23 protein-coding genes are annotated in these 24,341 nt (G+C 54.5%); 13 read left to right on the forward strand and 10 right to left on the reverse strand.

The window, feature by feature from the left end; all coding sequences use genetic code 11:
- Positions 1-63: 63 nt before the first annotated feature.
- Positions 64-1,407, reverse strand: a complete 1,344-nt coding sequence (gene rimO / locus MIH19_RS14810; RefSeq protein ID WP_249005592.1) for a 30S ribosomal protein S12 methylthiotransferase RimO — start codon at positions 1,405-1,407, stop codon at positions 64-66.
- A gap of 238 nt (positions 1,408-1,645) precedes the next feature.
- Here rimO and MIH19_RS14815 point away from each other — a divergent pair, with 238 nt between their 5' ends.
- The 4 genes from MIH19_RS14815 to MIH19_RS14830 all read left to right on the forward strand — a co-directional run bounded on the left by MIH19_RS14815 (position 1,646) and on the right by MIH19_RS14830 (position 5,326).
- Positions 1,646-2,053, forward strand: a complete 408-nt coding sequence (locus MIH19_RS14815) for a PilZ domain-containing protein (protein WP_249005593.1) — start codon at positions 1,646-1,648, stop codon at positions 2,051-2,053.
- Positions 2,054-2,152: 99 nt separating this feature from the next.
- Positions 2,153-3,178, forward strand: a complete 1,026-nt coding sequence (locus MIH19_RS14820; protein WP_249005594.1) for a nucleoid-associated protein — start codon at positions 2,153-2,155, stop codon at positions 3,176-3,178.
- A 244-nt stretch (positions 3,179-3,422) separates the two neighbouring features.
- The gene (locus tag MIH19_RS14825) at positions 3,423-3,701 is read left to right on the forward strand and encodes a hypothetical protein (RefSeq protein ID WP_249005595.1); all 279 of its coding nucleotides are present in this window, start codon (positions 3,423-3,425) and stop codon (positions 3,699-3,701) included.
- Positions 3,698-5,326, forward strand: coding sequence for an NAD(P)/FAD-dependent oxidoreductase (locus MIH19_RS14830; protein ID WP_249005596.1), 1,629 nt, complete (start codon positions 3,698-3,700; stop codon positions 5,324-5,326). Before MIH19_RS14825 ends, MIH19_RS14830 begins: the two co-directional genes overlap by 4 nt.
- A gap of 198 nt (positions 5,327-5,524) precedes the next feature.
- Here MIH19_RS14830 and MIH19_RS14835 read toward each other — a convergent pair whose 3' ends face one another.
- The 3 genes from MIH19_RS14835 to MIH19_RS14845 are packed head-to-tail and all read right to left on the reverse strand — an operon-like array spanning position 5,525 to position 7,588.
- Complete coding sequence (locus MIH19_RS14835; RefSeq protein ID WP_249005597.1) at positions 5,525-6,142, reverse strand: TPM domain-containing protein; 618 nt, start codon at positions 6,140-6,142, stop codon at positions 5,525-5,527.
- Positions 6,143-6,196: 54 nt separating this feature from the next.
- Entirely contained in the window at positions 6,197-6,970 is a 774-nt protein-coding gene (locus tag MIH19_RS14840) for a TPM domain-containing protein (RefSeq protein WP_249005598.1), read from the reverse strand.
- Positions 6,971-7,588, reverse strand: a complete 618-nt coding sequence (locus MIH19_RS14845; RefSeq protein ID WP_249005599.1) for a LemA family protein — start codon at positions 7,586-7,588, stop codon at positions 6,971-6,973.
- Positions 7,589-7,839: 251 nt separating this feature from the next.
- Here MIH19_RS14845 and miaB point away from each other — a divergent pair, with 251 nt between their 5' ends.
- The 5 genes from miaB (at position 7,840) to lnt (ending at position 13,143) form a co-directional block, all read left to right on the forward strand.
- Entirely contained in the window at positions 7,840-9,186 is a 1,347-nt protein-coding gene (miaB, locus tag MIH19_RS14850; protein WP_249005600.1) for a tRNA (N6-isopentenyl adenosine(37)-C2)-methylthiotransferase MiaB, read from the forward strand.
- A gap of 77 nt (positions 9,187-9,263) precedes the next feature.
- Positions 9,264-10,259, forward strand: a complete 996-nt coding sequence (locus tag MIH19_RS14855; RefSeq protein WP_249005601.1) for a PhoH family protein — start codon at positions 9,264-9,266, stop codon at positions 10,257-10,259.
- Positions 10,256-10,732, forward strand: a complete 477-nt coding sequence (gene ybeY / locus MIH19_RS14860) for an rRNA maturation RNase YbeY (protein WP_249005602.1) — start codon at positions 10,256-10,258, stop codon at positions 10,730-10,732. The genes MIH19_RS14855 and ybeY overlap by 4 nt, the downstream gene beginning before the upstream one ends.
- Positions 10,729-11,580 (forward strand): transporter associated domain-containing protein, encoded by an 852-nt coding sequence (locus tag MIH19_RS14865; RefSeq protein ID WP_249005603.1) that lies wholly within the window; start codon positions 10,729-10,731, stop codon positions 11,578-11,580. The genes ybeY and MIH19_RS14865 overlap by 4 nt, the downstream gene beginning before the upstream one ends.
- A complete protein-coding gene (gene lnt / locus MIH19_RS14870) occupies positions 11,581-13,143 on the forward strand; it encodes an apolipoprotein N-acyltransferase (protein ID WP_249005604.1) in 1,563 nt (520 codons plus the stop codon). It begins immediately after the preceding gene.
- A gap of 9 nt (positions 13,144-13,152) precedes the next feature.
- On the opposite strand, the gene MIH19_RS14875 is transcribed toward lnt, so the two are convergent.
- Positions 13,153-13,701 (reverse strand): zinc ribbon-containing protein, encoded by a 549-nt coding sequence (locus MIH19_RS14875; RefSeq protein WP_249005605.1) that lies wholly within the window; start codon positions 13,699-13,701, stop codon positions 13,153-13,155.
- 240 nt (positions 13,702-13,941) lie between these two features.
- Here MIH19_RS14875 and leuS point away from each other — a divergent pair, with 240 nt between their 5' ends.
- From leuS to MIH19_RS14895, 4 genes are all read left to right on the forward strand, one after another.
- On the forward strand, positions 13,942-16,530 hold the full coding sequence (gene leuS / locus MIH19_RS14880) for a leucine--tRNA ligase (protein ID WP_249009020.1): 2,589 nt from the start codon (positions 13,942-13,944) through the stop codon (positions 16,528-16,530).
- A 1-nt stretch (position 16,531) separates the two neighbouring features.
- Positions 16,532-17,170, forward strand: a complete 639-nt coding sequence (lptE, locus tag MIH19_RS14885) for an LPS assembly lipoprotein LptE (RefSeq protein WP_249005606.1) — start codon at positions 16,532-16,534, stop codon at positions 17,168-17,170.
- Positions 17,167-18,171 carry a DNA polymerase III subunit delta gene (holA, locus tag MIH19_RS14890; protein WP_249005607.1) on the forward strand — a complete coding sequence of 335 codons (1,005 nt, stop codon included), beginning with the start codon at positions 17,167-17,169 and terminating at the stop codon, positions 18,169-18,171. The genes lptE and holA overlap by 4 nt, the downstream gene beginning before the upstream one ends.
- 109 nt (positions 18,172-18,280) lie before the next feature.
- A complete protein-coding gene (locus MIH19_RS14895; RefSeq protein WP_249005608.1) occupies positions 18,281-18,544 on the forward strand; it encodes a hypothetical protein in 264 nt (87 codons plus the stop codon).
- Positions 18,545-18,644: 100 nt separating this feature from the next.
- On the opposite strand, the gene MIH19_RS14900 is transcribed toward MIH19_RS14895, so the two are convergent.
- The 5 genes from MIH19_RS14900 to bioD all read right to left on the reverse strand — a co-directional run bounded on the left by MIH19_RS14900 (position 18,645) and on the right by bioD (position 24,337).
- Positions 18,645-20,441 carry an acyl-CoA dehydrogenase C-terminal domain-containing protein gene (locus tag MIH19_RS14900; protein ID WP_249005609.1) on the reverse strand — a complete coding sequence of 599 codons (1,797 nt, stop codon included), beginning with the start codon at positions 20,439-20,441 and terminating at the stop codon, positions 18,645-18,647.
- Positions 20,442-20,652: 211 nt separating this feature from the next.
- Positions 20,653-22,452 (reverse strand): acyl-CoA dehydrogenase C-terminal domain-containing protein, encoded by a 1,800-nt coding sequence (locus MIH19_RS14905; RefSeq protein ID WP_249005610.1) that lies wholly within the window; start codon positions 22,450-22,452, stop codon positions 20,653-20,655.
- Positions 22,453-22,766: 314 nt separating this feature from the next.
- Positions 22,767-23,294: a putative metalloprotease CJM1_0395 family protein gene (locus MIH19_RS14910; protein WP_249005611.1), complete on the reverse strand. Its 528-nt coding sequence runs from the start codon at positions 23,292-23,294 to the stop codon at positions 22,767-22,769.
- A gap of 39 nt (positions 23,295-23,333) precedes the next feature.
- Entirely contained in the window at positions 23,334-23,594 is a 261-nt protein-coding gene (locus tag MIH19_RS14915; protein WP_249005612.1) for a flagellar biosynthesis protein FlgE, read from the reverse strand.
- Positions 23,595-23,644: 50 nt separating this feature from the next.
- Positions 23,645-24,337 (reverse strand): dethiobiotin synthase, encoded by a 693-nt coding sequence (gene bioD, locus MIH19_RS14920; protein ID WP_249005613.1) that lies wholly within the window; start codon positions 24,335-24,337, stop codon positions 23,645-23,647.
- Positions 24,338-24,341: the final 4 nt, after the last annotated feature.

Below are 24,341 nucleotides of genomic sequence, written 5' to 3' on the forward strand. Positions count from 1 at the left end.
TTTGAATAAAAGCAAAAAGCCGCCCCTGAGATCAGAGGCGGCTTTTTTGGTTTCAATAGACGATCAGACCAAAGTCGCCCAAAGGTCATGCTCGTCAGCGTGCTCAACCACCGCCTGAACAATCTGCCCGGGCACCAATCCCGTGGCGTCATTCAGATACACCATGCCATCAATCTCTGGCGCGTCGGCTTTTGACCGCCCGATGGCGCCTTCTTCGTCTACTTCGTCAATCAGCACGTCAATTGTTGTACCAATTTTCGCCTGCAAACGGGCGGCTGAAATTTCGGCTTGCTTGGTCATAAACCGCTCCAAGCGTTCTTCTTTGACATCTTCTGGTACGGCGCCTTCGATCTCGTTAGCCTTGGCTCCCTCAACCGCGCTGTAGGTGAACGCGCCCACGCGGTCTAGTTGCGCCTGGTCCAGCCAGTCCAACAGGTATTGAAAATCTTCTTCGGTTTCACCGGGAAAGCCCACTATGAAGGTAGAACGAATGGTGAGTTCCGGGCAGATTTCACGCCATTTACGAATGCGGTCCAGAGTTTTGCTGTCGTGGGCCGGTCGTTTCATGGCTTTCAGCACTTTCGGGCTGGCGTGCTGGAACGGAATATCCAGATACGGCAGGATTTTCCCTTCCGCCATTAACGGAATAATGTCGTCCACATGGGGATACGGGTACACATAGTGCAGCCGTACCCAAACGCCCATTTCACCCAATGCTTCGCACAGCGACTGCATTTTGGTTTTAATCGGGCGGCCCTGCCAGAAACCGGTGCGGAATTTGGTGTCTACACCGTAAGCCGAGGTGTCTTGGGAAATAACCAATAATTCTTTAACGCCAGCGTCGACCAACCGCTGGGCTTCGTCCATCACATCGCCAATGGGCCGGCTGACCAGATCGCCGCGCATAGACGGAATTATGCAGAAGGTGCAGCGGTGGTTGCAGCCCTCGGAGATTTTGAGGTAGGCGTAATGCCGCGGCGTCAGTTTGATACCCTGGGGCGGCACCAGATCGGTGAACGGGTCGTGCTTGCGGGTGGGCGGCACAAACTGATGTACCGCACCGACCACTTCTTCATACGCATGGGGGCCGGATACAGCCAGCACCCCGGGATGGGTTTTACGGATTTTGTCTGCTTCCACGCCCATACAACCGGTCACGATGACTTTGCCATTTTCATTTATGGCTTCGCCAATAGCGTCCAGAGATTCCTGTTTTGCCGCATCAATAAAGCCGCAGGTGTTCACCACTACAATATCGGCGTCTTTATAGGTTGGTACTACATCATACCCATCCAACCTTAGCTGGGTCAGAATACGCTCGGAATCTACCAGAGCCTTGGGGCAACCCAGGCTAATAAAGCCAACTTTACCGTTACTGGTTTGCGTGTTTTCAGTTTTTTCTATCATAAAGCGGTTCGTAATTCCTGGCGCCGGGCGTAAGCACGCAAATGAATGGAGAGCGATATTTTACACCAGTCGAGCGCGCCGCTACAGTAAAAGCCGAAACCTGTTTCATCAACAATGGATCATTCCAAATGAAAATTTGTGAACATTCATCCGGAAAAAATCGAATAATCTGCCACACTGTAAAATAAAAAAATTCCAACCACATAATAATCAGACATATTGAGTCCGACCGCTGCCTATGAAACTTACGTCTACACAACCGAATCTACGCGATCAACAACGAGTTTACGTTGCGGCCAAAATCGTTATTGAAAGACCCGACGGTTGTCAGTGCAACTGCACAACTACAAACCTGTCGCGCACAGGTGTGATGATATCGTGCGATCTATTAACGGCTGATCAGTTAACTCAGGGTAACCGCGCGCTGGCACCGGGAAACCGCATGCCGGTGAAAGCCCATTTTTCAGTGCCCTTACAACCGGCACAGCCGATCATTGTCGCCGCGGGTAATATTGTGCATTTTCGACGAATCGCACAGAACCAATTTCAGGTTGGCATCCAATTTGAAGAATTTGAAGGCGGTGGGTCCGCATGTGTTGATCTGTATGTACGCAGTCTTCTGAATAAATGTGGCAAATCTGTCTGAAAGTCCCGAACTCCCCGCCAAAACCATTACAATGCTTAGCTGCTTGAGCTGCTATCAGGCCCGCCCTTATTCGTTCATCAATCAGGAATCTGCTACTTCATGGCTATCAAACATCTTCGCACTGCCTTCGCCAGCCAATATCAGCCGGGGCAACCCGCACGCTTGCGCAGCGGCGAAGCTCTGGAAGAGCCCGGTGGCGATTACGAAGCCCTGCACAAACAGATGAAGCGTTTGTTCAACGCCAAACCCGGAAAGAAGTTTGGTCGTTTTTCTGACGATATTGGCGAAAGCCCTTTCAGTAGTTGGATAAAAGATTATCTGGAAGGCAAACAGGGTTTTGCGGCCATGAGCAGCAGATTGTTCGATCAATGGCAGGAGCTTCTCAGCGGCTGTCAGGAAGAGCATCACGGCCATTTGATGCTGGTGCACGAGGCCCTGGCGGATACAGAGGTTGCGTACTTGCTGGTTATAGAAGCAGACAGCGCCATGCGATTTGATGGCAACCAGGCGTTAGACGCCACCGACATTCTCAGCCTTTCACGGTTGAACCTGGCACTGCGGATCGAGCTTACCGACTGGCAGCGTGATGGCGGTGGCAGCAGCGACAGCAATTATCTGACGCTGGTACACGCCCGCGGCACCGCTGAGCCGGGTGAGCTGTTTATTCGTCTGTGCGGTTTTACCAATCAGGTGGATGTGGAAAAAGAGACGATGACGTTTCTGGACGCGGTGGAAGCTTTCGCGAAAAACGAGCAGCCGGATAAAGCCGGCGGAGTGCGCAGCCGCGCTTATGAGTTCTGCAAGGAGCAGCACGCTCTGGGGGAGCCGGTGGCCATCGAGGCCTTATCGGGTTATCTGGATGAGGACCAGCCTGAGCGTTTTCGCGAGTTTGCCAGTAAAACGGCGGAATTGCCGGAGAGCGGCGTGTTGCATCCGGATCATCGTAAGGTGAAGAAGCTGGTGCGGATTGGGGGATCGGGCGGTGGTATGAGCGTGTCATTTTCTTCGGATTTGATGAATCAGGCGGTTTATTATGACCGCGACAAGGATTCTTTGACGATTACTCGTTTGCCTAAGGTTTTGCGGGAGCAGTTGCAGCGTTATCTTGATACTCGCGAGGGGTGAATTAGCTGAGCTTGGGTGACTGGCCACGCGGCGGGGGAAATCTTTTCTTATGGAAAAAGAACTCGCTGCGCTCAGACACCTTTTTCCTGCCAGAAAAGACTTCCCCCACCCCGCTACCGACTTAACTTTGTAGTTACGACCCCATAAATTTTAAAACTGGTCGGATCGACTTTTATCTTTTTTAGGGAATTGGCCTGTTTCACTTATACTTGTTTTTTGAGCTGTTTATCAGCGGGCTTTTATTATGAATATTGATAAGGCAAAGAAGCGGATCGCGAAGCTGGTTAAGAAAGGCTTTGATGGCTATCCGTTGATTTCGTTGGAATACTTTGGTGAAACACCAGGATCTGCGACAAAAGTGGTGGTTTCATTTGTTGCGGAGGAGAACGCAGAGCCTCAGAAGCAGGCATTTTCGAGCGATACCGACGCACGGAAAGACGAGGCGATTCAATCGACTCTGGTGAAGATTATTGAGCGATCTGACGTTAGAACGGTGATGGAAGTTGAGGGTGTTTCAAAATGATACGGCTGACGAATATTCAACTGGCGCTTGATCACGATGATCAGGCGATGACCAGCGCTGTATTGGATCGTTTATCAATCATGGCCGAGGATCTGGTTAGCGTGCACGTGCATAAGCGCGGATACGATGCCCGTAAAAAAACCAATATCGTGCTTATTTACACGCTCGATGTTGAGACGACACAAAACGAATTCCTGATCGAGAAGTTTGCTGACCATCAGTTGGTCAAAGAAACTCCGGATATGAGCTATCAGTTCGTCGCTAGCGCGCCGGCAGATTTACAGGAACGCCCGGTTGTTATCGGTTTTGGGCCCTGTGGTTTGTTAGCCGGATTGGTGTTGGCGCAGATGGGCTATAAGCCCATTATTCTGGATCGCGGCAAAGAGGTGCGTGAGCGTACGAAAGACACCTTTGGTTTTTGGCGCAAGAAAATCCTTAATACCGAATCCAATGTGCAGTTTGGGGAAGGCGGTGCCGGAACCTTCTCTGACGGTAAGCTGTACAGCCAGGTGAAAGACCCGAATCACTACGGTCGTAAGGTATTAACCGAGTTTGTGGCATCTGGGGCGCCGGACGAGATCATGTTTGTCAGCAAGCCGCACATTGGCACTTTTCGGCTGGTCACCATGGTTGAGCATATGCGTGCGAAAATCATTGAGCTGGGCGGCGAAATACGGTTCAGCGCCCGCGTTGACGATGTCCAGATCGACAACGGCCAGATTACCGGTGTGGTATTAGCCGATGGCGAAGTGATCAATTCCAGACACATCGCACTCGCGATTGGCCACAGTGCTCGCGATACTTTCCAGATGCTCTACGATAGCAATGTGTATATCGAAGCCAAGCCGTTTTCTGTTGGCTTCCGCATCGAGCACCCGCAATCTGTCATTGATAAGGCGCGTTTTGGCAAAAATGTGGGCAACCCGATTCTGGGTGCCGCCGACTATAAACTGGTTCATCACTGTAAAAGTGGCCGCTCTGTGTACAGTTTTTGTATGTGCCCGGGTGGCACTGTGGTTGCCGCCGCATCGGAAGAGCATGGCGTGGTGACCAATGGTATGAGCCAGTACTCCCGTGCCGAGCGTAATGCCAACAGCGCGATTGTGGTGGGTATTGACCCGTCAGATTACCCGGGCAATCCACTGGCAGGGATCGATTTCCAGCGAGCACTCGAACGTAATGCCTACGTGTTAGGTGGTTCCAACTACGATGCGCCGGCGCAGAAAGTGGGTAACTTTTTAAAAGGAACGTCCTCAGAGACGGTCGGCAGTGTAGTGCCCTCTTTCCAGCCCGGCATCAAACTGACCGACTTGTCGAAAGCTCTGCCTGATTTTTGCATCGAGGCTATCCGCGAGGCTATTCCGGTTTTCAACAGAAAGATTAAAGGCTTTGCTTTGGAAGATGCGCTATTGACCGGTGTAGAAACCCGAACGTCTGCACCTATTTGTATCAAGCGGGGCAAGGATTTTCAGAGCATCAATACTCACGGGTTGTACCCGGCCGGTGAAGGCGCGGGCTATGCCGGCGGCATTCTGTCGGCGGCCATAGACGGCATTAAAGTTGCCGAGGCTATGGCGCTTAGCATTAACAGCGGGCATCAAGAGTCTGCGTCAAAATTCGCTTGAAAGACTGAGCAGGTTTATTTTGCGGGAAACTGGGACTGGCCCCGCGGCGGGGGAAATCTTTTCTTATGGAAAAAGAACTCGCTGCGCCCAGACACCTTTTTCCTGCCAGAAAAGACTCCCCCCACCCCGTGGCCGAGGTATCATTGAACTGTCGCCTTGCTTTTTTTATGGGTGCTTAACCTTCTCGCCAGAGCTCTCTCAAGACAATATCACCAGGTGATTTGGCAGTTCATTTTTCTGACGGGTGGCTGGCAGTTGGGTTTTCAGATGTGTGCCGCAGGCTTCGATGCAGGTGATAAAACCGTGTAGGGTTTTGCCTTTTTTCACCTGTTCGGTGAAGTCCGCAATGATGGCGTCCCAAGCGCTGTTGTCTATTTTGCTGGAAATGCCCTCGTCTACCAGAATCTCGACGTAACGCTCGGCTTCAGAAACGAAAATTAGCATGCCCGTGGCGCCCGCTGTGTGATGCAGGTTCTGTTCCAAAAACTGGCGCCGGGCCAGGTTCGAAGCTCGCCAGTAGCGCACGGAGCGGGGGATCAGTCGCCTATTTATGCCAGGTAACCTGAATATAAGACTGAGCACGATAAACACGCCCCACTGGCCAAGCAGCAGCGTGTCTGCTGTCAGCCAGCCGGCAAAGTAATTGACGATGCCAGGTACCACAAGCGCAATCAGCCCCGCCCAGAGGAGCGGAATATAGGCGTAGTTATCGGCTTGTGCCGTCAGCACGGTTACTATCTCCGCGTCTGTTTCCTGCTCAACGGCGCTGATGGCGGCCGCGACCTGTTCCTGTTCTTGCTTGGTTAATAATGTCATGGGGTATCGCTTATGAAAGGTTTGAGGGCGGTCTTGGTGATGTTTACCGTGTTTTTACCAGCCACCGGATGCACCTCCGCCACCGAAGCCACCGCCCCCGCCGCCAAAGCCACCACCGCCGAAACCGCCGCCTCCACGGCCGCCCATGCTGGCACCTAAGAGCGCTCCACCTAATAAAGCTGCGCCACCGCGTCCGCCACGCCCACGGCCGCCACCAATGAAATAAATAACAGCCAAAATAATCATGAAAAATAGCGACACCAAGGAAAGTTTCGGCTTTTCCTGGCCTCCGACAGTCTGGCTCGGCAATGCCAATGGTTCGCCACCCAGAACTTGCACGATGGCCGCGGCACCGTTGAGAATACCCTGCTCAAACTGCCCCTGCTTGAACGCAGGCGTCATAATTTGATTAATAATGGTGGCTGAGGCCGCATCGGTAAGGCGCCCCTCCAGGCCATAGCCCACTTCAATCCGAATTTTGCGCTCCTGCTGGGCAACAATAAGCAGCGCACCATTATCATCGCCTTTCTGACCGATGCCCCAATTCCGGCCCAGTTGATAGCCATAGTCTTCTATAGCGTAGCCTTGTAGATCCGGCAGTGTGACCACGACAACCTGTTCCGCGGTTCCCTGTTCATGGGCCTGGAGCATCTGGGTGATCTGGGATTCGGTGGAGGGGCTCAGTATTTCAGCCTTGTCCACTACCCGGCCACTTAGCTCCGGAAATACCGGCGCGGATTGCGCCATGCCCGTTGTCGCCGGCAAAACAATCAGAGCAAGTAGGGCCGCGACGAAGTAGCACACGGAGTAGCGGGAAGGAAACCGCATTTAAAACGTGACCTTGGGTGCTTCTTCGGCGTTTTCTGCAGTAGCTTTGAAGTTTTCACGCTGTTCCAAATCGCTATAAAGAATGCTGTGCCAGATTTTTCCGGGGAAGGTGCGAATTTCGGTGTTGAAACGTTCGACCGACTGAATAAAGTCGCGCCGGGCCACGGCTATCCGGTTTTCGGTCCCTTCGAGCTGCGATTGCAACGCGAGAAAGTTCTGGTTGGATTTCAAGTCCGGGTAACGTTCGGACACAACCATCAATCGACTCAATGCGCTGCTAAGCTCGCCCTGCGCTTGTTGAAATTGTTGGAATTTCTCGGGATTGTTCAGAATGCTTTCATCCACCTGAATGGAGGTTGCCTTGGAACGTGCCTCGATAACGGCCGTTAAGGTCTCTTTTTCCTGGGCAGCAAAACCTTTGACCGTTTCCACCAGGTTAGGTATCAGATCGGCCCGGCGCTGATACTGATTTTCAACTTGCGACCAGGCAGCCTTAACGCTTTCGTCATAGGTGGGAATGTTGTTAATGCCGCAGCCAGTTAGCAGGAGCGCCAGCATCAGCAGCGCCGTCAGTTGCCGCACTGAGCGTATGGGTGTATCAATTGGCCTTGTTTGCATAGTATCGGGAGTCTCCGGAGATGGACGAGGCGCTCAAGCTGGGGCCGCGAATGTCAAAGAGGATCTCACATTCAGCCATTTCAAAACAGCCAGGCGGTTTCTGTGATTCTTGCAGATTACCGAGACAACGCTGGTTGCGGAATGATCGCCCCGTTATAATGCACATTTGCTCTTTTCAGAATGTTTCCGAAAGCTTCTCGCCCGAAAATCCTGACTGCGGGCACCCAATACATCCAGTTGCGTTGAGACCCATGGCCAAAAAGTTATTCATCAAAACCCACGGCTGCCAGATGAACGAATACGATTCATCCCGCATGGCTGATCTTTTAAAAGTCGGTGAAGCGGTTGAAATGACCGACAGCCCGGAAGACGCTGATATTCTATTGCTGAATACCTGCTCCATTCGTGAAAAAGCCCAGGAAAAGGTGTTTCATCAACTGGGTCGCTGGAAAAATCTGAAAAAGAACAAACCGGGGCTGATCATTGGCGTTGGCGGTTGCGTGGCCAGTCAGGAAGGCCAGGCGATTATTGACCGTGCGCCCTTTGTAGATATGGTCTTCGGCCCGCAAACCTTGCACCGTTTGCCGGACATGATTGCCGAGGTGCGGGTGAAGGGTAACGGCGTCGGCGTGGTCGACGTCAGTTTCCCGGAAATTGAAAAATTCGACAATCTGCCAGAACCCGGCGCCAATGGCCCGTCTGCGTTTGTGTCAATTATGGAAGGCTGCAGCAAGTACTGCACATTTTGCGTGGTGCCCTACACCCGCGGCGAAGAGGTCAGCCGGCCGGCGGACGATGTGATTGCGGAAGTGGCGCATTTGGCCTCACAGAACGTGCGAGAAATTAACCTTCTGGGCCAGAACGTAAACGCCTACCGCGGCGACACCCACGATGGCGATGTGATGGATTTGGCGGAGCTGATCACGCTGATTGCCACCATTGACGGTATCGACCGCATTCGCTACACCACCTCGCACCCGGTGGAGTTCACCGATGCGTTGATTGATGTGTACGAGCAGGTGCCGGAGCTGGTTAGCCACCTGCACCTGCCGGTACAAAGCGGCTCAGATCGAATATTGTCGGCCATGAAGCGCGGCCACACGGCGCTGGAGTACAAATCCAAACTGCGCCGCCTGCGCAAAATCCGTCCAGATATCAGTTTTTCTTCGGACTTCATCATTGGTTTCCCCGGTGAAACCGAGAAAGATTTTGAAGACACTATGAAACTCATCAACGACATCGGCTTCGATATGTCGTTCAGCTTCGTTTACAGCGCCCGTCCCGGCACTCCGGCGTCAGATTTGCCGGATAATACGGAGATGGCGGTGAAGAAGCAGCGTCTGAAAATTCTGCAGGATCGTATCAACCAAACGGTTATGGATATCAGCCGCAAGATGGTAGGCACCACGCAGCGCATTTTGGTGACAGGTCTTTCCAAAAAGGATCCGGGCGAGTTTTCGGGGCGCACGGAAAATAACCGCATCGTCAATTTCCGCCATGAGAATTCAGCGGCTATCGGGCATTTTATAGATGTTGAGATTGTAGAGGCTTATTCGAATTCCTTGCGTGGTTTGCCGGTGGATTCTGAATTGTACTAAGAGAATTCACCCATCACCGATATCAGCAAAATCAAAAATGCTCCCTAAAAGAACCACGGGAGTAAAACGGAGAAAACTTGGACACCAACGATTCCAGACAATTTGATTTGTACCCGATTGATCAGCGCCGTTTAACGACCCTTTGTGGCCAGTTTGATGAAAACCTGAAACAGGTTGAGCGTCGCCTTCAGGTTTCGATCAGCCGCCGCGGGCATCACTTTCGCGTTCAGGGTGCGACCGAAAATGTGGCAGCCGCCACTGAGGTCGTGCGGCATATGTATCGGGAAACAGAAGCGACCGAGGATCTGACGCCAGACACCGTGCATCTGTATATTCGTGAAACCGGGTTTGAACGGTTGCCCGAAGAGGTACCGTTTGACGGTGCCGTAACCATTATCAAAACCCCGAAGCTCACCGCCAAACCCCGTGGTGCCAACCAGCAACGATATGTACACAATATTCGCACCCACGACATAAACTTTGGCATTGGGCCAGCGGGTACGGGTAAAACCTGGCTAGCAGTGGCCTGTGCGGTGGAAGCATTAAAAGACGAGCAAGTTAAACGCATTCTGCTGGTGCGCCCGGCGGTAGAAGCCGGTGAAAAACTCGGTTTCCTGCCCGGCGACCTGGCGCAGAAGGTCGACCCATATCTGCGCCCGCTGTACGACGCTCTCTACGAGATGCTGGGTTTTGAACACGTAACGCGTCTGATTGAAAAAAGCGTGATCGAAATTGCACCGCTGGCGTTCATGCGCGGGCGCACACTGAACAACTCGTTCATCATTCTGGACGAAAGCCAGAACACCACTCGCGAGCAGATGAAGATGTTCCTGACCCGCATCGGCTTTGGTTCGACCGCGGTGATTACCGGGGACACCACTCAAATTGACCTGCCCCGCGGTCAGAATTCAGGATTGAGTCACGCCGCCACGGTGCTGAATAACGTTGCCGGGATAAGTTTTATTCATTTTGAATCCAAAGACGTGGTTCGCCACCCGCTGGTTCAGCGTATCGTTGAAGCCTACGGTGCTATTAACGATGGCAACGATCGCAACGGCGCAAACGAGCAGTGAGCATCGTCACACTGGACTTACAGTTAGCCAGCGACGCGGCGAACATCCCGCCAGAAGACCTACTGCTGCAATGGTCGCAGTTGGCCTGGCTGGGCGATGAGCCCACCGAAGTGACCATTCGTATCGTGAATGAATCTGAAATGCAGGCGCTGAATTGTCAATACCGCGGAAAAGACAAACCGACGAATGTCTTATCTTTTCCATTTGAAGCGCCTGCCGGTATAAACATCCCATTAGCGGGTGATCTGGTTATTTGTGCCCCAGTAGTTGCACAAGAAGCCCGGGAGCAGTACAAAGACACTCACGCCCATTGGGCGCACATGGTTATTCACGGCATGCTGCATCTGCAGAGCTACGACCACATCGACGATAACGAGGCAGAGGAAATGGAAGACCTCGAAATACGTCTGCTGTCGCAGATCGGCATTGCCAATCCTTACGACCACGCAGAGGTAACCGAAAAAGACTCATGAGCGATGATCACTCGAGTCGCAGCCAGGGTAGCAATAACAAATCTTGGCTGGAGCGTATATCACAGGCCTTTTCTAGCGGGCCAGAATCCGTAGAAGACGTGCTGGAAATTCTGCGCGATGCCGAAGCCCAGGAAATCATTGACACCGATGCCATGAGCATCATCGAAGGTGCGATGCAGGTTCTGGACATGCGCGTTGAAGAAATCATGATTCCCCGCTCGCAAATGATTACGGTGAAAGCCAACCAGGATCCCCGTGAATTCCTGGGCGAAATCATCTCTTCCGCCCACAGCCGTTTTCCGGTGATTGGCGACAACCCGGATGACGTCATTGGCGTGCTGCTGGCCAAAGACCTGTTGCCACTGGCGATGGATGGCGAGCTGGATTGGAATCATCTTCGCGAAATTCTGCGACCGCCTAATTTTGTGCCCGAGAGCAAGCGCTTGAACCAGCTGCTTAAGGAATTTAAAGAAAATCGTAACCATATGGCGATGGTGGTCGACGAGTACGGCGGTACCGCCGGTCTGGTCACCATTGAGGACGTTCTGGAGCAGATTGTGGGCGAGATCGAAGACGAGCACGACTTCGACGAAGAAACCCACATCAAAGCCCACGGCGATGGTAGCTGGGCGGTGAAGGCCGTTACCCCCATTGATGACTTTAACGAAGCTTTCAGTGCCAGTTTCGACGAAGAAGAATTCGACACCATTGGCGGCCTGGTTCTCAAGGAATTCGGACACCTGCCAAGGCGCGGTGAAGCGGTTGAATTCGGTGGCTTGCGTTTTACCATTGCCAACGCCGACAACCGTGTTATTCGCTTATTACAGGTTATCCGCAGTGAGTTGTAAGTGAATAACATTAGCAACCAACACCCCGCCAGCATCCCCTCTGCCGTCACCCGCTCCCTGTCAGCCAACCGCTGGCTAGGAGCCGTACTGCTGTTGATTGCCGGCGGGCTGCAAACCCTGACCTTTGCGCCTTACTATTTATGGTGGCTGGGCCCTGTTTCCATATTGCTGATTCTGTTGGTGTGCGTGCCTCTGGCGTCCGGCCAGCTCTTCCGCGCCGGTTGGCTTACCGGTTTGGGGTTATTCGCCAGCGGCGCCAGCTGGGTGTACGTCAGCATTAGCGAGTACGGCAACACCGGTCAATGGATCGCCATTGCTCTGACCGCGCTGTTTGTGGCTGGCCTGGCGCTGTTCCATGGCCTGGTGTTCTGGTTCTGGGGCAAGCTCGCGCGTTTTAGTGCGGTGCGCCGGCTGTTGCTATTCCCGGCTATCTGGCTTTTGGGCGACTGGCTGCGGGGATGGGTGCTCACAGGCTTTCCATGGCTGTATTTGGGCACCGCGCACACCGACGGTCCGCTGGCCGGGTTGGCGCCCATAGGCGGAGTGCATCTGGTTACTCTCGCCATAATAACCACCGCCGTTGCCGCCTATGGCGCGCTTTGGCTAATACTGCAAGCGCGACATACCTTGGCCGCTACCGTGGTGGTCGCTGGGCTATTGCCTTGGCTGGTCGCCCCTGCCCTGAACCGCACAGACTGGACGACCCTGGCACAGGAACCCACATCGGTGGCCGCCATGCAGGGCAATATCCCCCAGCAGATCAAGTGGGATCCTGAGTTTCTGAAAGACCAGATTGTGGCGTATCTGGGCATGACCGAAGACCACTGGAACACCGATATCATTTTATGGCCAGAAACCGCTATTCCTATCCCCCAGGATAAGGCCGGCAAAATCATTGACCATATTAACGAGCGCCTGGGCGACAACAGCACGCTGATTACCGGCATACCCTGGTACGGCTTCAGCGAGCGCCTGGAGGGATTCACCTACCACAACAGCATTACCGCAATAGGCGCCGGTGAAGGTATTTATCACAAACAGAAACTGGTGCCTTTTGGCGAGTACGTGCCGCTGGAGAAATATCTGCGGGGGCTGATCGGTTTTTTTGATTTGCCCATGTCCAACTTCACGCCAGGCCCGAAAAACCAATCTGCTCTGACTGCAAACGGGCTGCGGATAATGCCGTTCATCTGCTACGAAGTGGCCTATCCGGATTTTCTGGCGCGTAACGCGGTGAACACCGATCTGCTGCTGACCATCAGCAACGACGGCTGGTTTGGTGATTCCATCGGGCCGTTACAGCACCTGCAACTGGCCCGAATGCGAGCCTTGGAAACCGGCCGTTACATGCTGCGCGGCACCAACAACGGCGTAACCGCGATTATCGACAATAAAGGCCAGATAACCGAACGCATTCCGCAGTTCGAACGTGCGGTTATGGCCGGCGAGGTCTACCGCGCCAGCGGCAGCACGCCCTACATGATTACGTCATCCTGGCCGGTACTGACATTTGCGCTCATCCTGATCGTGTTTGTCCGCGAGCGGGTTATACCGAAGCTCTAGGGCAACAAATCAACTTGTCTTAATTGGCCAGCGACTGGTCACCCGCTCGTAATAGTGCGACCCGCAGGCCTCACAGGGTTGCAGATGGCTGGTAGAAGTCAGGCATAGCATGTGCTCGCAGTTCAAACAGCGGAACATGCCGGCGGTAGCCACTTCACCGGAGATATACTGCCCAGCCTTATGGCTTTCCAGCTTCTGGCGCAGTGCCAATGTATCCACCATCGTTTGATCAGCAACCGACAGCAGGCGCTCGGTCAGCCGCTGCTCCAGCAGCGATAAATCCAACTGCAGCCATTCCGCCAGGCCTTCCCCGGTCTCTCCCACAAAATCCAGCAGATGCTCCAAGTCCCGCTGCAAATAAGCACCCAACAAGCTCAGCTCATCACGGGTCATCTCCTGCAGTTCCTGCTCGGCTTCGATCGCTTTGTCGATCTCCTCTTCCAGGGTTTTCATCGAGGTTTCCTGCACCTTACGCAAGCGGCTCTGCACCTGTTCAAGCATACGGTCGTAGGCCTCAAGGGCTTTTCCAGATAGCTGATTACGTTCGGGTTCGGTCATGAGCGTTTCCTTGTGGTTTTGCCAGCTTTGGGTGGCTGATCATTGGTTAATCTAATCATGGCACACATTATTGAAGTTGGCGCGCATCCCACAATGACTGCGATACGCCCAAACGCGACACCATCGTAACTACGGAGGGCGCAAAACTCCGGCAGACTACCTGTTACCGCCCGTGTGCGTTAGAATAACCGCCCGCTGCGAACATCATATTGATACAGGGTAACTTGGGTAATGGCAGGTATGGACGAGCAATACAATCCCCGTGACGTAGAACAGACCGCCCGCGATTTCTGGGCCGATAACAACACGTTTACGGTGAAAGAAGAACCGGGCAAGCCAAAGTACTACTGCCTGTCCATGTTCCCCTACCCCAGCGGCAAGCTGCACATGGGCCACGTTCGCAACTACACCATCGGCGACGTAATCTCCCGCTACCAGCGCATGCTGGGCAAAAACGTCATGCAGCCTATGGGCTGGGACGCCTTTGGCCTGCCTGCGGAAAACGCCGCCATTGCCAACAAGACTGCGCCCGCCAAGTGGACTTATTCCAATATTGAATACATGAAGAACCAACTCAAACAGCTGGGCTTCGGTTACGACTGGAGCCGCGAACTGGCCACCTGCAAGCCGGATTACTACCGCTGGGAACAGTGGTTCTTTGCCCGCCTGTATGAAAAAGGCCTAGTGTACAAAAAGATGGCCACTGTAAACTGGGACCCGGTCGATCAGACCGTTCTGGCTAACGAACAAGTTGTTGATGGCCGCGGCTGGCGCTCCGGCGCGCTGGTGGAAAAGAAGGCCATACCCCAGTGGTTTATCCGCATTACCGATTATGCCGAACAACTGCTGAACGACATGGACGATATGGATGGCTGGCCGGAACAGGTCAAAACCATGCAGCGTAACTGGATCGGCAAATCCGTAGGTACCGAACTCACCTTTCCTTTAAAAGGCAGCGACGAAGGCCTGACGGTTTATACCACCCGCCCGGACACTCTAATGGGCGTGACCTACATGGCGATCGCCGCCGAGCATTCATTAGCCAAAGCTTCTGCCGAGCGCCATCCAGACGTTGCCCGTTTTGTAGATGAGTGCCGCAACAGCAAAACCGCGGAAGCCGACATGGCGACCATGGAGAAAAAAGGCATTGATACCGGTTTCAAGGTAGTGCACCCGCTGACCCAGGAACACATTCCGGTATGGATCGCCAACTTTGTACTGACAGACTACGGCACCGGCGCTCTGATGGCTGTTCCCGGCCACGATGAGCGCGACCACGAATTTGCCTTGAAGTACCGCCTGCCGATCAAACAGGTAATCTCCGCCAGCGACAAACCTGATATAGACGTGCAAGAAAAAGCCTTCACCGAAAAAGGCGTTCTGGTGTCGTCTGGCAAGTACAGTGGCATGACCAGCGATGAAGCCTTCGGTGCCATCGCCGACCATCTGGAACACACGGGTATTGGCAAACGCACCATAAACTATCGCCTGCGTGACTGGGGCGTATCGCGCCAGCGCTACTGGGGCGCGCCGATTCCGATGATGACTCTGGAAGACGGTACCCAACGCCCGGTTCCAGACGATCAGCTTCCGGTATTGTTGCCCGAAGACGTCGAAATGACCGGCGTACAGTCCCCGATTAAAGCGGATCCAGAGTGGGCCAAAACCACTTTTGAGGGCCAACCTGCCACCCGCGAAACCGACACCTTTGACACGTTCATGGAGTCATCCTGGTACTACGCGCGCTTCTGCAGCCCCAACTACGACAAAGGCATGCTAGACCCGGCCGCCGCCAACTACTGGCTGCCGGTAGACCAGTACATTGGCGGCATTGAACACGCCATACTGCACCTGCTGTACGCCCGCTTCTTCCACAAGCTGCTGCGCGACGTGGGCCTGGTCACCAGCTCCGAGCCGTTCAAGCAACTGCTGACCCAGGGCATGGTGCTGGCAGAAACCTATTCCCGCGAAAACGCCAAAGGCGGCATCGTTTGGATTCCACCCACCGACGTGATCGCCGAACGCGATGATAAAGGCCAAGTGACAGGCTACGTGCATAAAGACGACGGCCAGCCGGTGCAGGCCGGTGGCGTTACCAAGATGTCAAAGTCGAAAAACAACGGCATTGACCCGCAATCGATCATCGACGCCCACGGCGCCGATACCGTACGCCTCTTTATGATGTTCGCAGCACCCCCCGAGCAGTCTCTGGAGTGGTCAGACAGCGGTGTTGAAGGCGCCCACCGTTTTCTTAAGCGCCTGTGGCGCCTGGTGAATGAACAAGTTACTAGCGCCGGCACAGTGCCTGCTATAGACGCCTCGGCGCTGAATGATAACCAGAAGAACCTGCGCCGCAAAGCTCACGAAACCATTGCCAAGGTCAGCGACGACATCAGCCGCCGGCTGACCTTCAACACCGCCATCGCAGCGGTGATGGAGCTGCTGAACGAAGTCAGCAAGCTCAACGACAGCGAACCTCAGACCCGCGCCGTCCGCCAGGAAGCCCTGGAAACCGCAGTAATGATGTTGTCGCCGATTGTGCCCCACGTCTGCCACAGCCTGTGGCAATCGCTCGGCCACAACGAGCCGGTGGTCGATGCACGCTGGCCGGTGGCAGACGAGAGCGCCATGGTGCGCAGTGAAATACAGATTGTGCTACAGGTGAACGGTAAAGTGCGATCCAAGGTAGAAGTGCCGGCAGACATCAGCAAAGCCGACCTGGAGACGCTGGCCCTGCAAAACGACAACGTAGCGCGCTTCACCGAAGGCAGCACCGTGCGCAAGGTAATTGTTGTGCCCGGCAAACTGGTTAACGTGGTGGCTAACTGATATGACCCAACAGCAGCCTGTATCAAAACGGACACCGGCCTTGGCGCGCAGCCTTTTTCTAACCCTTGGTCTGTTGGCAACGACCAGCGGCTGCGGTTTTCAGCTTCGCGGTGCGGCGCCGGTTTCTGCTGCACTACAACCATTGGCTTTGCAGTGCGCCAGTGATGTACCCATAGACCTGTGCCAGTCGGTTCGTCAACAGCTGACTCTGGGCGACGTGGATGTTCGTGAAGCCAACGCCGCCAACTACATACTTGCGATCGGCCAGTACACCGCAGACCGCCGCGCCAGTGCCATTACGATTAACGCAGGAGCGGCCGAATACACCCTGCGCCAGTCGGTTAGCATCAACCTGATCAGTCGCGATAAGGTGCCCTTGATTGTAGACACCCGCCTGAATGCCAACGAAAGCTATCGCTATGATGAAACCAACGTGCTGGCCAAGCAGCGGGAAGAACAGACCTTACAAAAACAGCTGCAAGAGAGACTGGCCCAGCAAATTATTTTCCGGCTGGCACCCCTGACCCAAGCGCGTATTGATGCCCTTCGCGAACACTATCGGGAGGCTACCGGTAACTCTGTGGAAAGCTCCGAAGCGGGAACAGAACCGGCGGCCAAGGCGCCTACTTCAGCCCCATGAAAACTACACCGGCGCAACTGCCCCAAAGCCTTAAGAAAGGCCTGGCGCCGGTGTACCTGATATCTGGTGACGAACCGCTTCTGGTGCAGGAATGCTGCGATCAGATTCGTAAAGTCGCCCGCGACCAAGGCTTTGCTGACCGGCTAACCTTTCACGCCGACAACCATTTTGACTGGAACATCGTGGCCGATGAATTCAGCGCCATGTCGTTGTTCGCCGAAAAACGCCGCATCGAAGTCCACTTACCAACAGGTAAGCTAGGTGACGGCCGCGCCGTGATGGAACGGATACTGGCGCAACCTGCCGACGACATTGTGTTACTGCTGATCAGCGCTCGTCTGGATGCGGCTGAAACCCGCCGTAAATGGTACAAAGACCTACAAGGCAAAGGCCTGCACGTGCCGGTATGGCCGGTAGACGCTGACAAGTTTCCCGGCTGGTTACAACAGCGCGCCGCCAGTCGCGGTCTGACTCTAACCCGCGACGCTTTGGCAATACTGGCGGAGCGGCTGGAAGGCAATCTGCTGGCCGCCAGCCAGGAACTGGAGCGCCTGGAGCTATTCAGCAAGGGCGCAACTATTGACGAAGGCCTGGTGGAACAGGCTGTGCAGGACAGCTCGCGTTTTAACGGCTTTGAACTGGTCAGCGAACTGCTAACGGGAAATGCGTCACACGCCTGCAAAATGATCGGCATATTACAACAGGAAGGCGAAAACCCGCTTGGCTTGCTCACCGTGCTAACGCGGGACATTCACCTGCTGCTGGAACTGAAAGCCCCCGGGCAAAACACCGCGCCTGCGGCTTTTTTCAAAAAACGCGGAGTCTTCCAGCCACAGCGGGCAAAGGCCCTGGAGCAGGCGGCAAAGCGCCTGAACCGTTCACAACTGAATAACGCCATTCACCTGTGCAGCGAAGTGGACCGCGCCGCCAAAGGCTTCGATCCACTAGGCCCCTGGCACTATTTAAGAGACATGTCCGCGTTGCTTGCCAGCAGATCCTGACGTAAATCAAATCGGCTCTATACAGGCTCGCGGCAGTGCATCAGACGCTTGAAACTTCCCACCATCCGGCGCATTGTTTAGTCATCATCAATGCAAGGAGGAGTGAAACATGGGACTTCAGGAAGAACTAAAAACGCTGCCGGAAAAAATCAGACAACACCGCGACGAAGCACGCGTACAGCTCCATCTGGCACGTCAAGATGTCAAAGACGAGTTTGATAATTTGGAACAGGAGTGGGACCGATTCAAAGGCAAGTTCGATCACGCACTGGATGACGCCACCGAGGTTTCCACCGAAGCGTTGTTAACGGTGCAGATTATTGGTGAAGATCTGAAGAAGGGTTATAAGAACATTCGCGACAAGATCAAGTGACACCTGACAGATTCTAACCGTCAGATCACCCATGAAAAAAGCAGGCTCGATAGCCTGCTTTTTCGTTCAACGTCGATAAAAACTGATCAGAATTCTCTTATCAAAACTCTTCAGCCGTTAACGCCATCATCGAATCACTGCCACTGCGAATGCCTTCCGCCAGCGACACGGTCTTTGGCAACAGGCGATCATAATAGAAGCGCGCCGTTTTCAGCTTGCCAGTGTAGAAACCAGAGGTGTCACCCTCGGCTTTCGCTGCGGCCGCCTTCACCATACGGGCCCACATATAAGCCAGCGCGGTCAGGCCAAACAAGTCCAGATAATCCACCGAGGCTGCGCCTACAGCATCAGCGGTTTCTGATGCCTGATTGATCACGTGCTCGGTTACGTCTGACAGGCGTTCAAGAGCTGCTGCCAATGGCTCCAGATACGGGCGCAGGCTTTGTTCGTCACTGTTTTCCTCAACGAACGCCGCTACGTCCTGGGCGAACAGTTCGTAAAGCTTGCCCTGGCTGCCCACAACCTTTCGGCCCATCAGGTCCAGCGCCTGAATGCCATTGGTGCCTTCGTAAATCTGGGTAATGCGGCAATCCCGTACTAGCTGCTCCTGACCCCATTCGCGGATAAAGCCATGGCCACCCAATACCTGTTGACCAATAATGCAGACGTCCAGGCCACGATCGGTCAAGAAAGCCTTGGCCACCGGAGTCAGCAAAGACACCATGCCCTCAGCGTGGGTACGGCGATCCTGCTCGCTGTCGTCGGCGTATTTGGCGATATCCAGCCACTGCGCGACGTAAGTAGAAAAAGCACGACCGCCTTCCACATAGCCTTTCATGGTCAGCAGCATGCGGCGAACGTCCGGGTGCACCAGAATCGGGTCAGCGGCTTTTTCTGGCTGCTTTGCTCCGGTGGGTGCGCGGCTTTGAATACGATCTTTGGCGTATTCACGGGCACTCTGCAGTGACGCTTCAGCCGCGCCCAAGCCCTGTACTCCAACGCCCAGGCGCTCATAGTTCATCATAGTGAACATGGCGTTCAGGCCTTTATTTTCTTCCCCCACCAGCCAGCCCTTGGCGGCATCGTAGTTCATTACGCAGGTAGCTGAACCTTTGATACCCATTTTCTTTTCGATGGAGCCACAGGTTACCGGGTTGCGATCACCCAGGGAGCCGTCGTCTTTCACCAGAAACTTTGGCACCAGGAACATGGAAATGCCCTTGGGGCCTTTAGGCGCGCCCGGAAGCTTGGCCAGCACTAGGTGAACGATGTTCTCCGCCATGTCGTGCTCGCCCCAAGTGATGAAGATCTTGGTGCCGGTGACGGCGAAGGAGCCGTCATCGTTGGGCTCGGCTTTGGTGCGGATAATGCCCAGATCGGTGCCGGCGTGGGGTTCGGTCAAATCCATCGCACCACTCCACACACCGGAGTACATATTTGGCAGATACTTTTCTTTCAGTTCATCGCTGCCGTGAGCATCGAGCGCCAGGCAAGCACCGGCGGTAAGCATAGGCGCCAGACCGAACGCCATGTTGGCGCCCTGCAGCATTTCCTCAAACTGGGACACCAGAGTTTTTGGCATGCCCATGCCACCCTGTTCCGGGTTACCACCCAAGCCGTTCCAGCCGCCGTCAACGATGGTCTGGTAGGCTTCTTTGAAACCTTCCGGGCTAGTGACACCCTCGGCCGTCCATTTGCAGCCCTGCTCATCGCCTTCGCGGTTCAACGGTGCCAGCACGCCACTGGTGATTTTACCGGCTTCTTCTAAAATGGCGTCGGCGGTTTCCGGGTCTACGTTTTCTGCCACTTTTGGCAGCGACGCCCACAGTGCGGGGGCATCGAACACTTCATTCAAAACAAAACGCATTTCACGTAAGGGTGCCTGATAATCGGCCATTAACACTCTCCAACATTCAGTAACAGTCTGTCTGGTCAGGACGCGATCCGGTAGAAAAAAGCCGGGGCCCCTGTCTGTACGTGTGTCCGCGATTATTATTTTTTTACTGCGCAGAGTTTACCGCAATCCCGTCACTAACTCATGAAAAAAGGCCCGTCCCAGATCGAGACGGGCCTTTTACCGCGTTAGCGATGAATCAAACGCCTCAGCGTTAGATGATAAACGCCTCTTCCGGCATATCCAGCAGAGTGTCAGCCCCCGCCAGCATGGTGACTGCATGGGCCCGGGTGCGCGGCAGCATGCGGGTGAAGTAGAAGCGTGCAGTCTGCAACTTGGCGTTGTAAAACAACTCTTCCGTGCTGCCTTCTGCCAACTTGTCTTGAGCCACTTTTGCCATCTGCGCCCATAGATACGCAAATACCGCGTAACCGGAATACATCAGGTAATCCACAGACGCGGCGCCAATCTCTTCGCGGTTTTTCATGGCGCTCATGCCCAGCTTCATGGTCAGCTCGCCCCATTCTTTGTTGATCGCGGCTAACGGTTCAACAAACGGCTTCATTTGTTCGTTGTCGGTATTTTCCTTGCAGAAAGTGTGCACCAGCTTAGTAAAGCCTTTCAACGATTCGCCTTGAGTCATCAGCACCTTACGACCCAACAGGTCCAGCGCCTGAATGCCGGTGGTGCCTTCATAGATCATGCCGATACGGGCGTCACGCACGTTCTGCTCCATGCCCCACTCGGAAACATAGCCGTGGCCACCGAATACCTGCATTCCCAGGCTGGCTGATTCGTATCCAATTTCGGTCAGGAACGCTTTGGCAATGGGCGTCAAAAAGCCCAACAACTCGTCAGCGGCCTTGCGCTCTTCTTCAGTTTTACCACTCTGAACAATATCGGCTTTCTGTGCCGTCATGTAAATCAGCGCACGGGCGCCTTCAGCGATGGCTTTCTGGGTCAGCAGCATGCGGCGAACATCCGGATGCACAATGATCGGGTCTGCATAACTGTCCGGATTTTTTGCACCACTTAACGCACGCATGGCCAGGCGGTCTTTAGCGTAGGCCACTGAACCCTGAAGGCCCAGCTCTGCTGCACCCAGGCCCTGAATTGCGGTGCCAATACGCGCGACGTTCATAAAGGTGAACATGGCGTTCAGGCCTTTGTTTTCCGGGCCAATCAGCCAGCCTTTAGCGCCGTCAAAGTTCATCACGCAGGTGGCGTTCGCGTGGATGCCCATTTTGTGTTCAATAGAACCGCAAGACAGCGCATTGCGCTCGCCAGCTGAACCGTCCTGCGCCGGCAGGCACTTGGGCACCACAAACAGGGAAATACCCTTGGTGCCATCCGGTGCGCCAGGCAAACGGGCCAGCACAATGTGAACAATGTTGTCGGTCAGGTCATGCTCGCCTGCCGAAATAAAGATCTTGGTGCCGGTGATGCTGTACGAGCCGTCCATATTGGGTTCGGCTTTGGTACGCAGGGTTCCCAGGTCCGAACCACAGTGTGCTTCGGTCAGGCACATGGTACCGGTCCACTCACCGCTGATCATCTTGGTCAGGTACGTCTGCTTCTGCTCTTCGGTACCGTGTTCTTCCAGAGTGTTGATAGCGCCGTGGCTCAAACCCGGGTACATGCCCCATGACCAGTTAGCGGTTCCGTTCATTTCGCTCATCACGATACCCAGGGAGCTAGGCAAGCCCTGCCCACCGTGATTAGGGTCAGCCGCTAATGATGGCCAGCCGCCCTGAACAAACTTGCTGTAGGCTTCTTTGAAACCGGCCGGTGTTTTAACGCCGCTTTCACTCCAGGTACACCCTTCACGGTCGCCGCTCTGGTTCAGTGGGGACAGCACCTGTTCTGCAAATTTTGCACCTTCCTGAATGATCGCATCGATCATATCCGGCGTTGCGTCTTCGGCGCCGTCCAGATTGGCGTAATGACTGTCGCTGTTCAGCAGCTCACTCATTACAAATTTGATGTCGCGCAGGGGTGCTTTGTAGTCTGGCATGTAATCGACCTCGGTTTTCAGTGATGGCCGCCTTAAATCGTGGCAGCTGGTAACCCGATGCAGCCGGAGGGATTCCGGTAACGTGCTTCGAGTTTATTTAAACGATTGTTTGAAACATACGTTTCGAAGCACAGAACTGTCAAGAGTCCGGTCAAAAATAACTTGTTCTGCGACAACTCCCCACATGAGTCCAGCGTTTGCCAACCATCGAAAACGCGAAACAAACACTTACCTTTGACTTGCCGTTTACAGGTATAAGGGGCGTTCATAAGGGCTTAGCGGGCGATGTACGAAGGCGGGAAATAAAGAGATTTTTAGACAGAGATGTTCAGAAAACCTGATGTGCGAGCGCTGTTGTCGTCGCCAAAGGCGGACACTCTTGCGTAGGTATCCCGGGCCTGACGAGCTCCCAAAGGTTCCTGTACGGCTGGGTCGGCCAACTCCATCTGAGCTTGTTGCAGGGTCTGCATGGCCTGGGCAGCCACCGCAAGATCTGCCGATGATGGCTGGGCCGGCGCCATGGCGGCCGCCCGCACGGTGCGCATTTTTTCAACCGTGGCTTGGGGGTCACCTGAAACCGCCGAAACGCTGATAGGCACTTCACCGCCAACTGCATACTGCACGCCGTCTGGCCCTTGCTCATAAGTGAGCGCCATTGCACCAGCATGCTGACCGCCCGCCGCCTGGTGGGCAGCCTCATGGGCACGCACCTCTCGGTCACGGGCTTTTAGCTGTGTCAGCAGTTTTAAATCAGATTCATTCAGGCGTGGCGACTGATCGCTGGCAGGCGACGGGCGCAAAGTTATGGCTGAGGTTTGAGGAGAAGCGGACGAAATATTCATGGTGTGAGAATATAACCCTAACTAATCAGGGCGAGGGCCTTAAGCCATGATGTCGAGGAGCGAACCCAGGGTTTCGTCCGCGGTTTTTACCACCTGCGCCGACGCTTCAACGCTGCGCTTGTACAACTGTAAATCCACCATGGGCTCGATAATCCCACCTCCAGTTGAACCGCCAGTGCCTTGGGCGCCGTCCACACCACCACGGGCGATACGGCGGGCAGCATCGTCCATGCCGGCCACACCGCTCTGTATGCCCTGCATACCGGTACTGAAAGCACTGGGAAGAGTAGTGTTGATCATGGTCACCTACCAGAAGATATGATTACGCCATTAGTAAGCCACAATGCTGTTCAATTTTCAATCAACGGCGTCACATTCAGAAATTTAGCCAGAGTCTGTGGCAGGGGCTCACTCAACCAGGGCATAACGCCCAGGCATGGGCAAGCCAGGTGCTGTTGCAGATACGCCAGGGTATCGTTTTCACAGCTCATCACGGTTTCCCGCGGCCGGTTAGCCACCCAGCCGGCCAGTACCAGGCCATCGCGGCGAATGGCTTCGGCGCTCAGCAATGCGTGGTTGATGCACCCAAGCTCCAAACTGACCACCAGAATCACCGGAATATTCAATCGCTGCGCCAGGGCACTGTAGGTTTCGCGATCGTTCAAAGGCACTCGCCAGCCACCTGCCCCCTCGATCAGTAACAGGTCTGCTGGGCGCAGCTGTATGCCGCGACAAAAACCGGCTAGCCGATCGGCGCTCAGGTTGCGCCCGGCCTGTGCCGCCGCCACGTGGGGTGCAACAGCAGGCTCCAGAGCGACGGGATTGATCACGTCATAAGGCAGCTGTTCAGTCATCGCGTTCTGCAGAATAAGCGCATCACTGTTACGCAAGCCATCTGGCGTTTGCACGCAGCCAGAGGCAACCGGCTTCATCGCCAGGGTACGTTTACCCAGCAGCTTCGCGGCCTCCAGCAGCGCAGCAGTCACCACGGTTTTGCCGACGTCAGTATTGGTACCCGTTACAAAATAGGTTTTTTTGGCCATTGAA

This window comes from Marinobacter sp. M1C (assembly GCF_023314135.1).
GTDB lineage: Bacteria > Pseudomonadota > Gammaproteobacteria > Pseudomonadales > Oleiphilaceae > Marinobacter.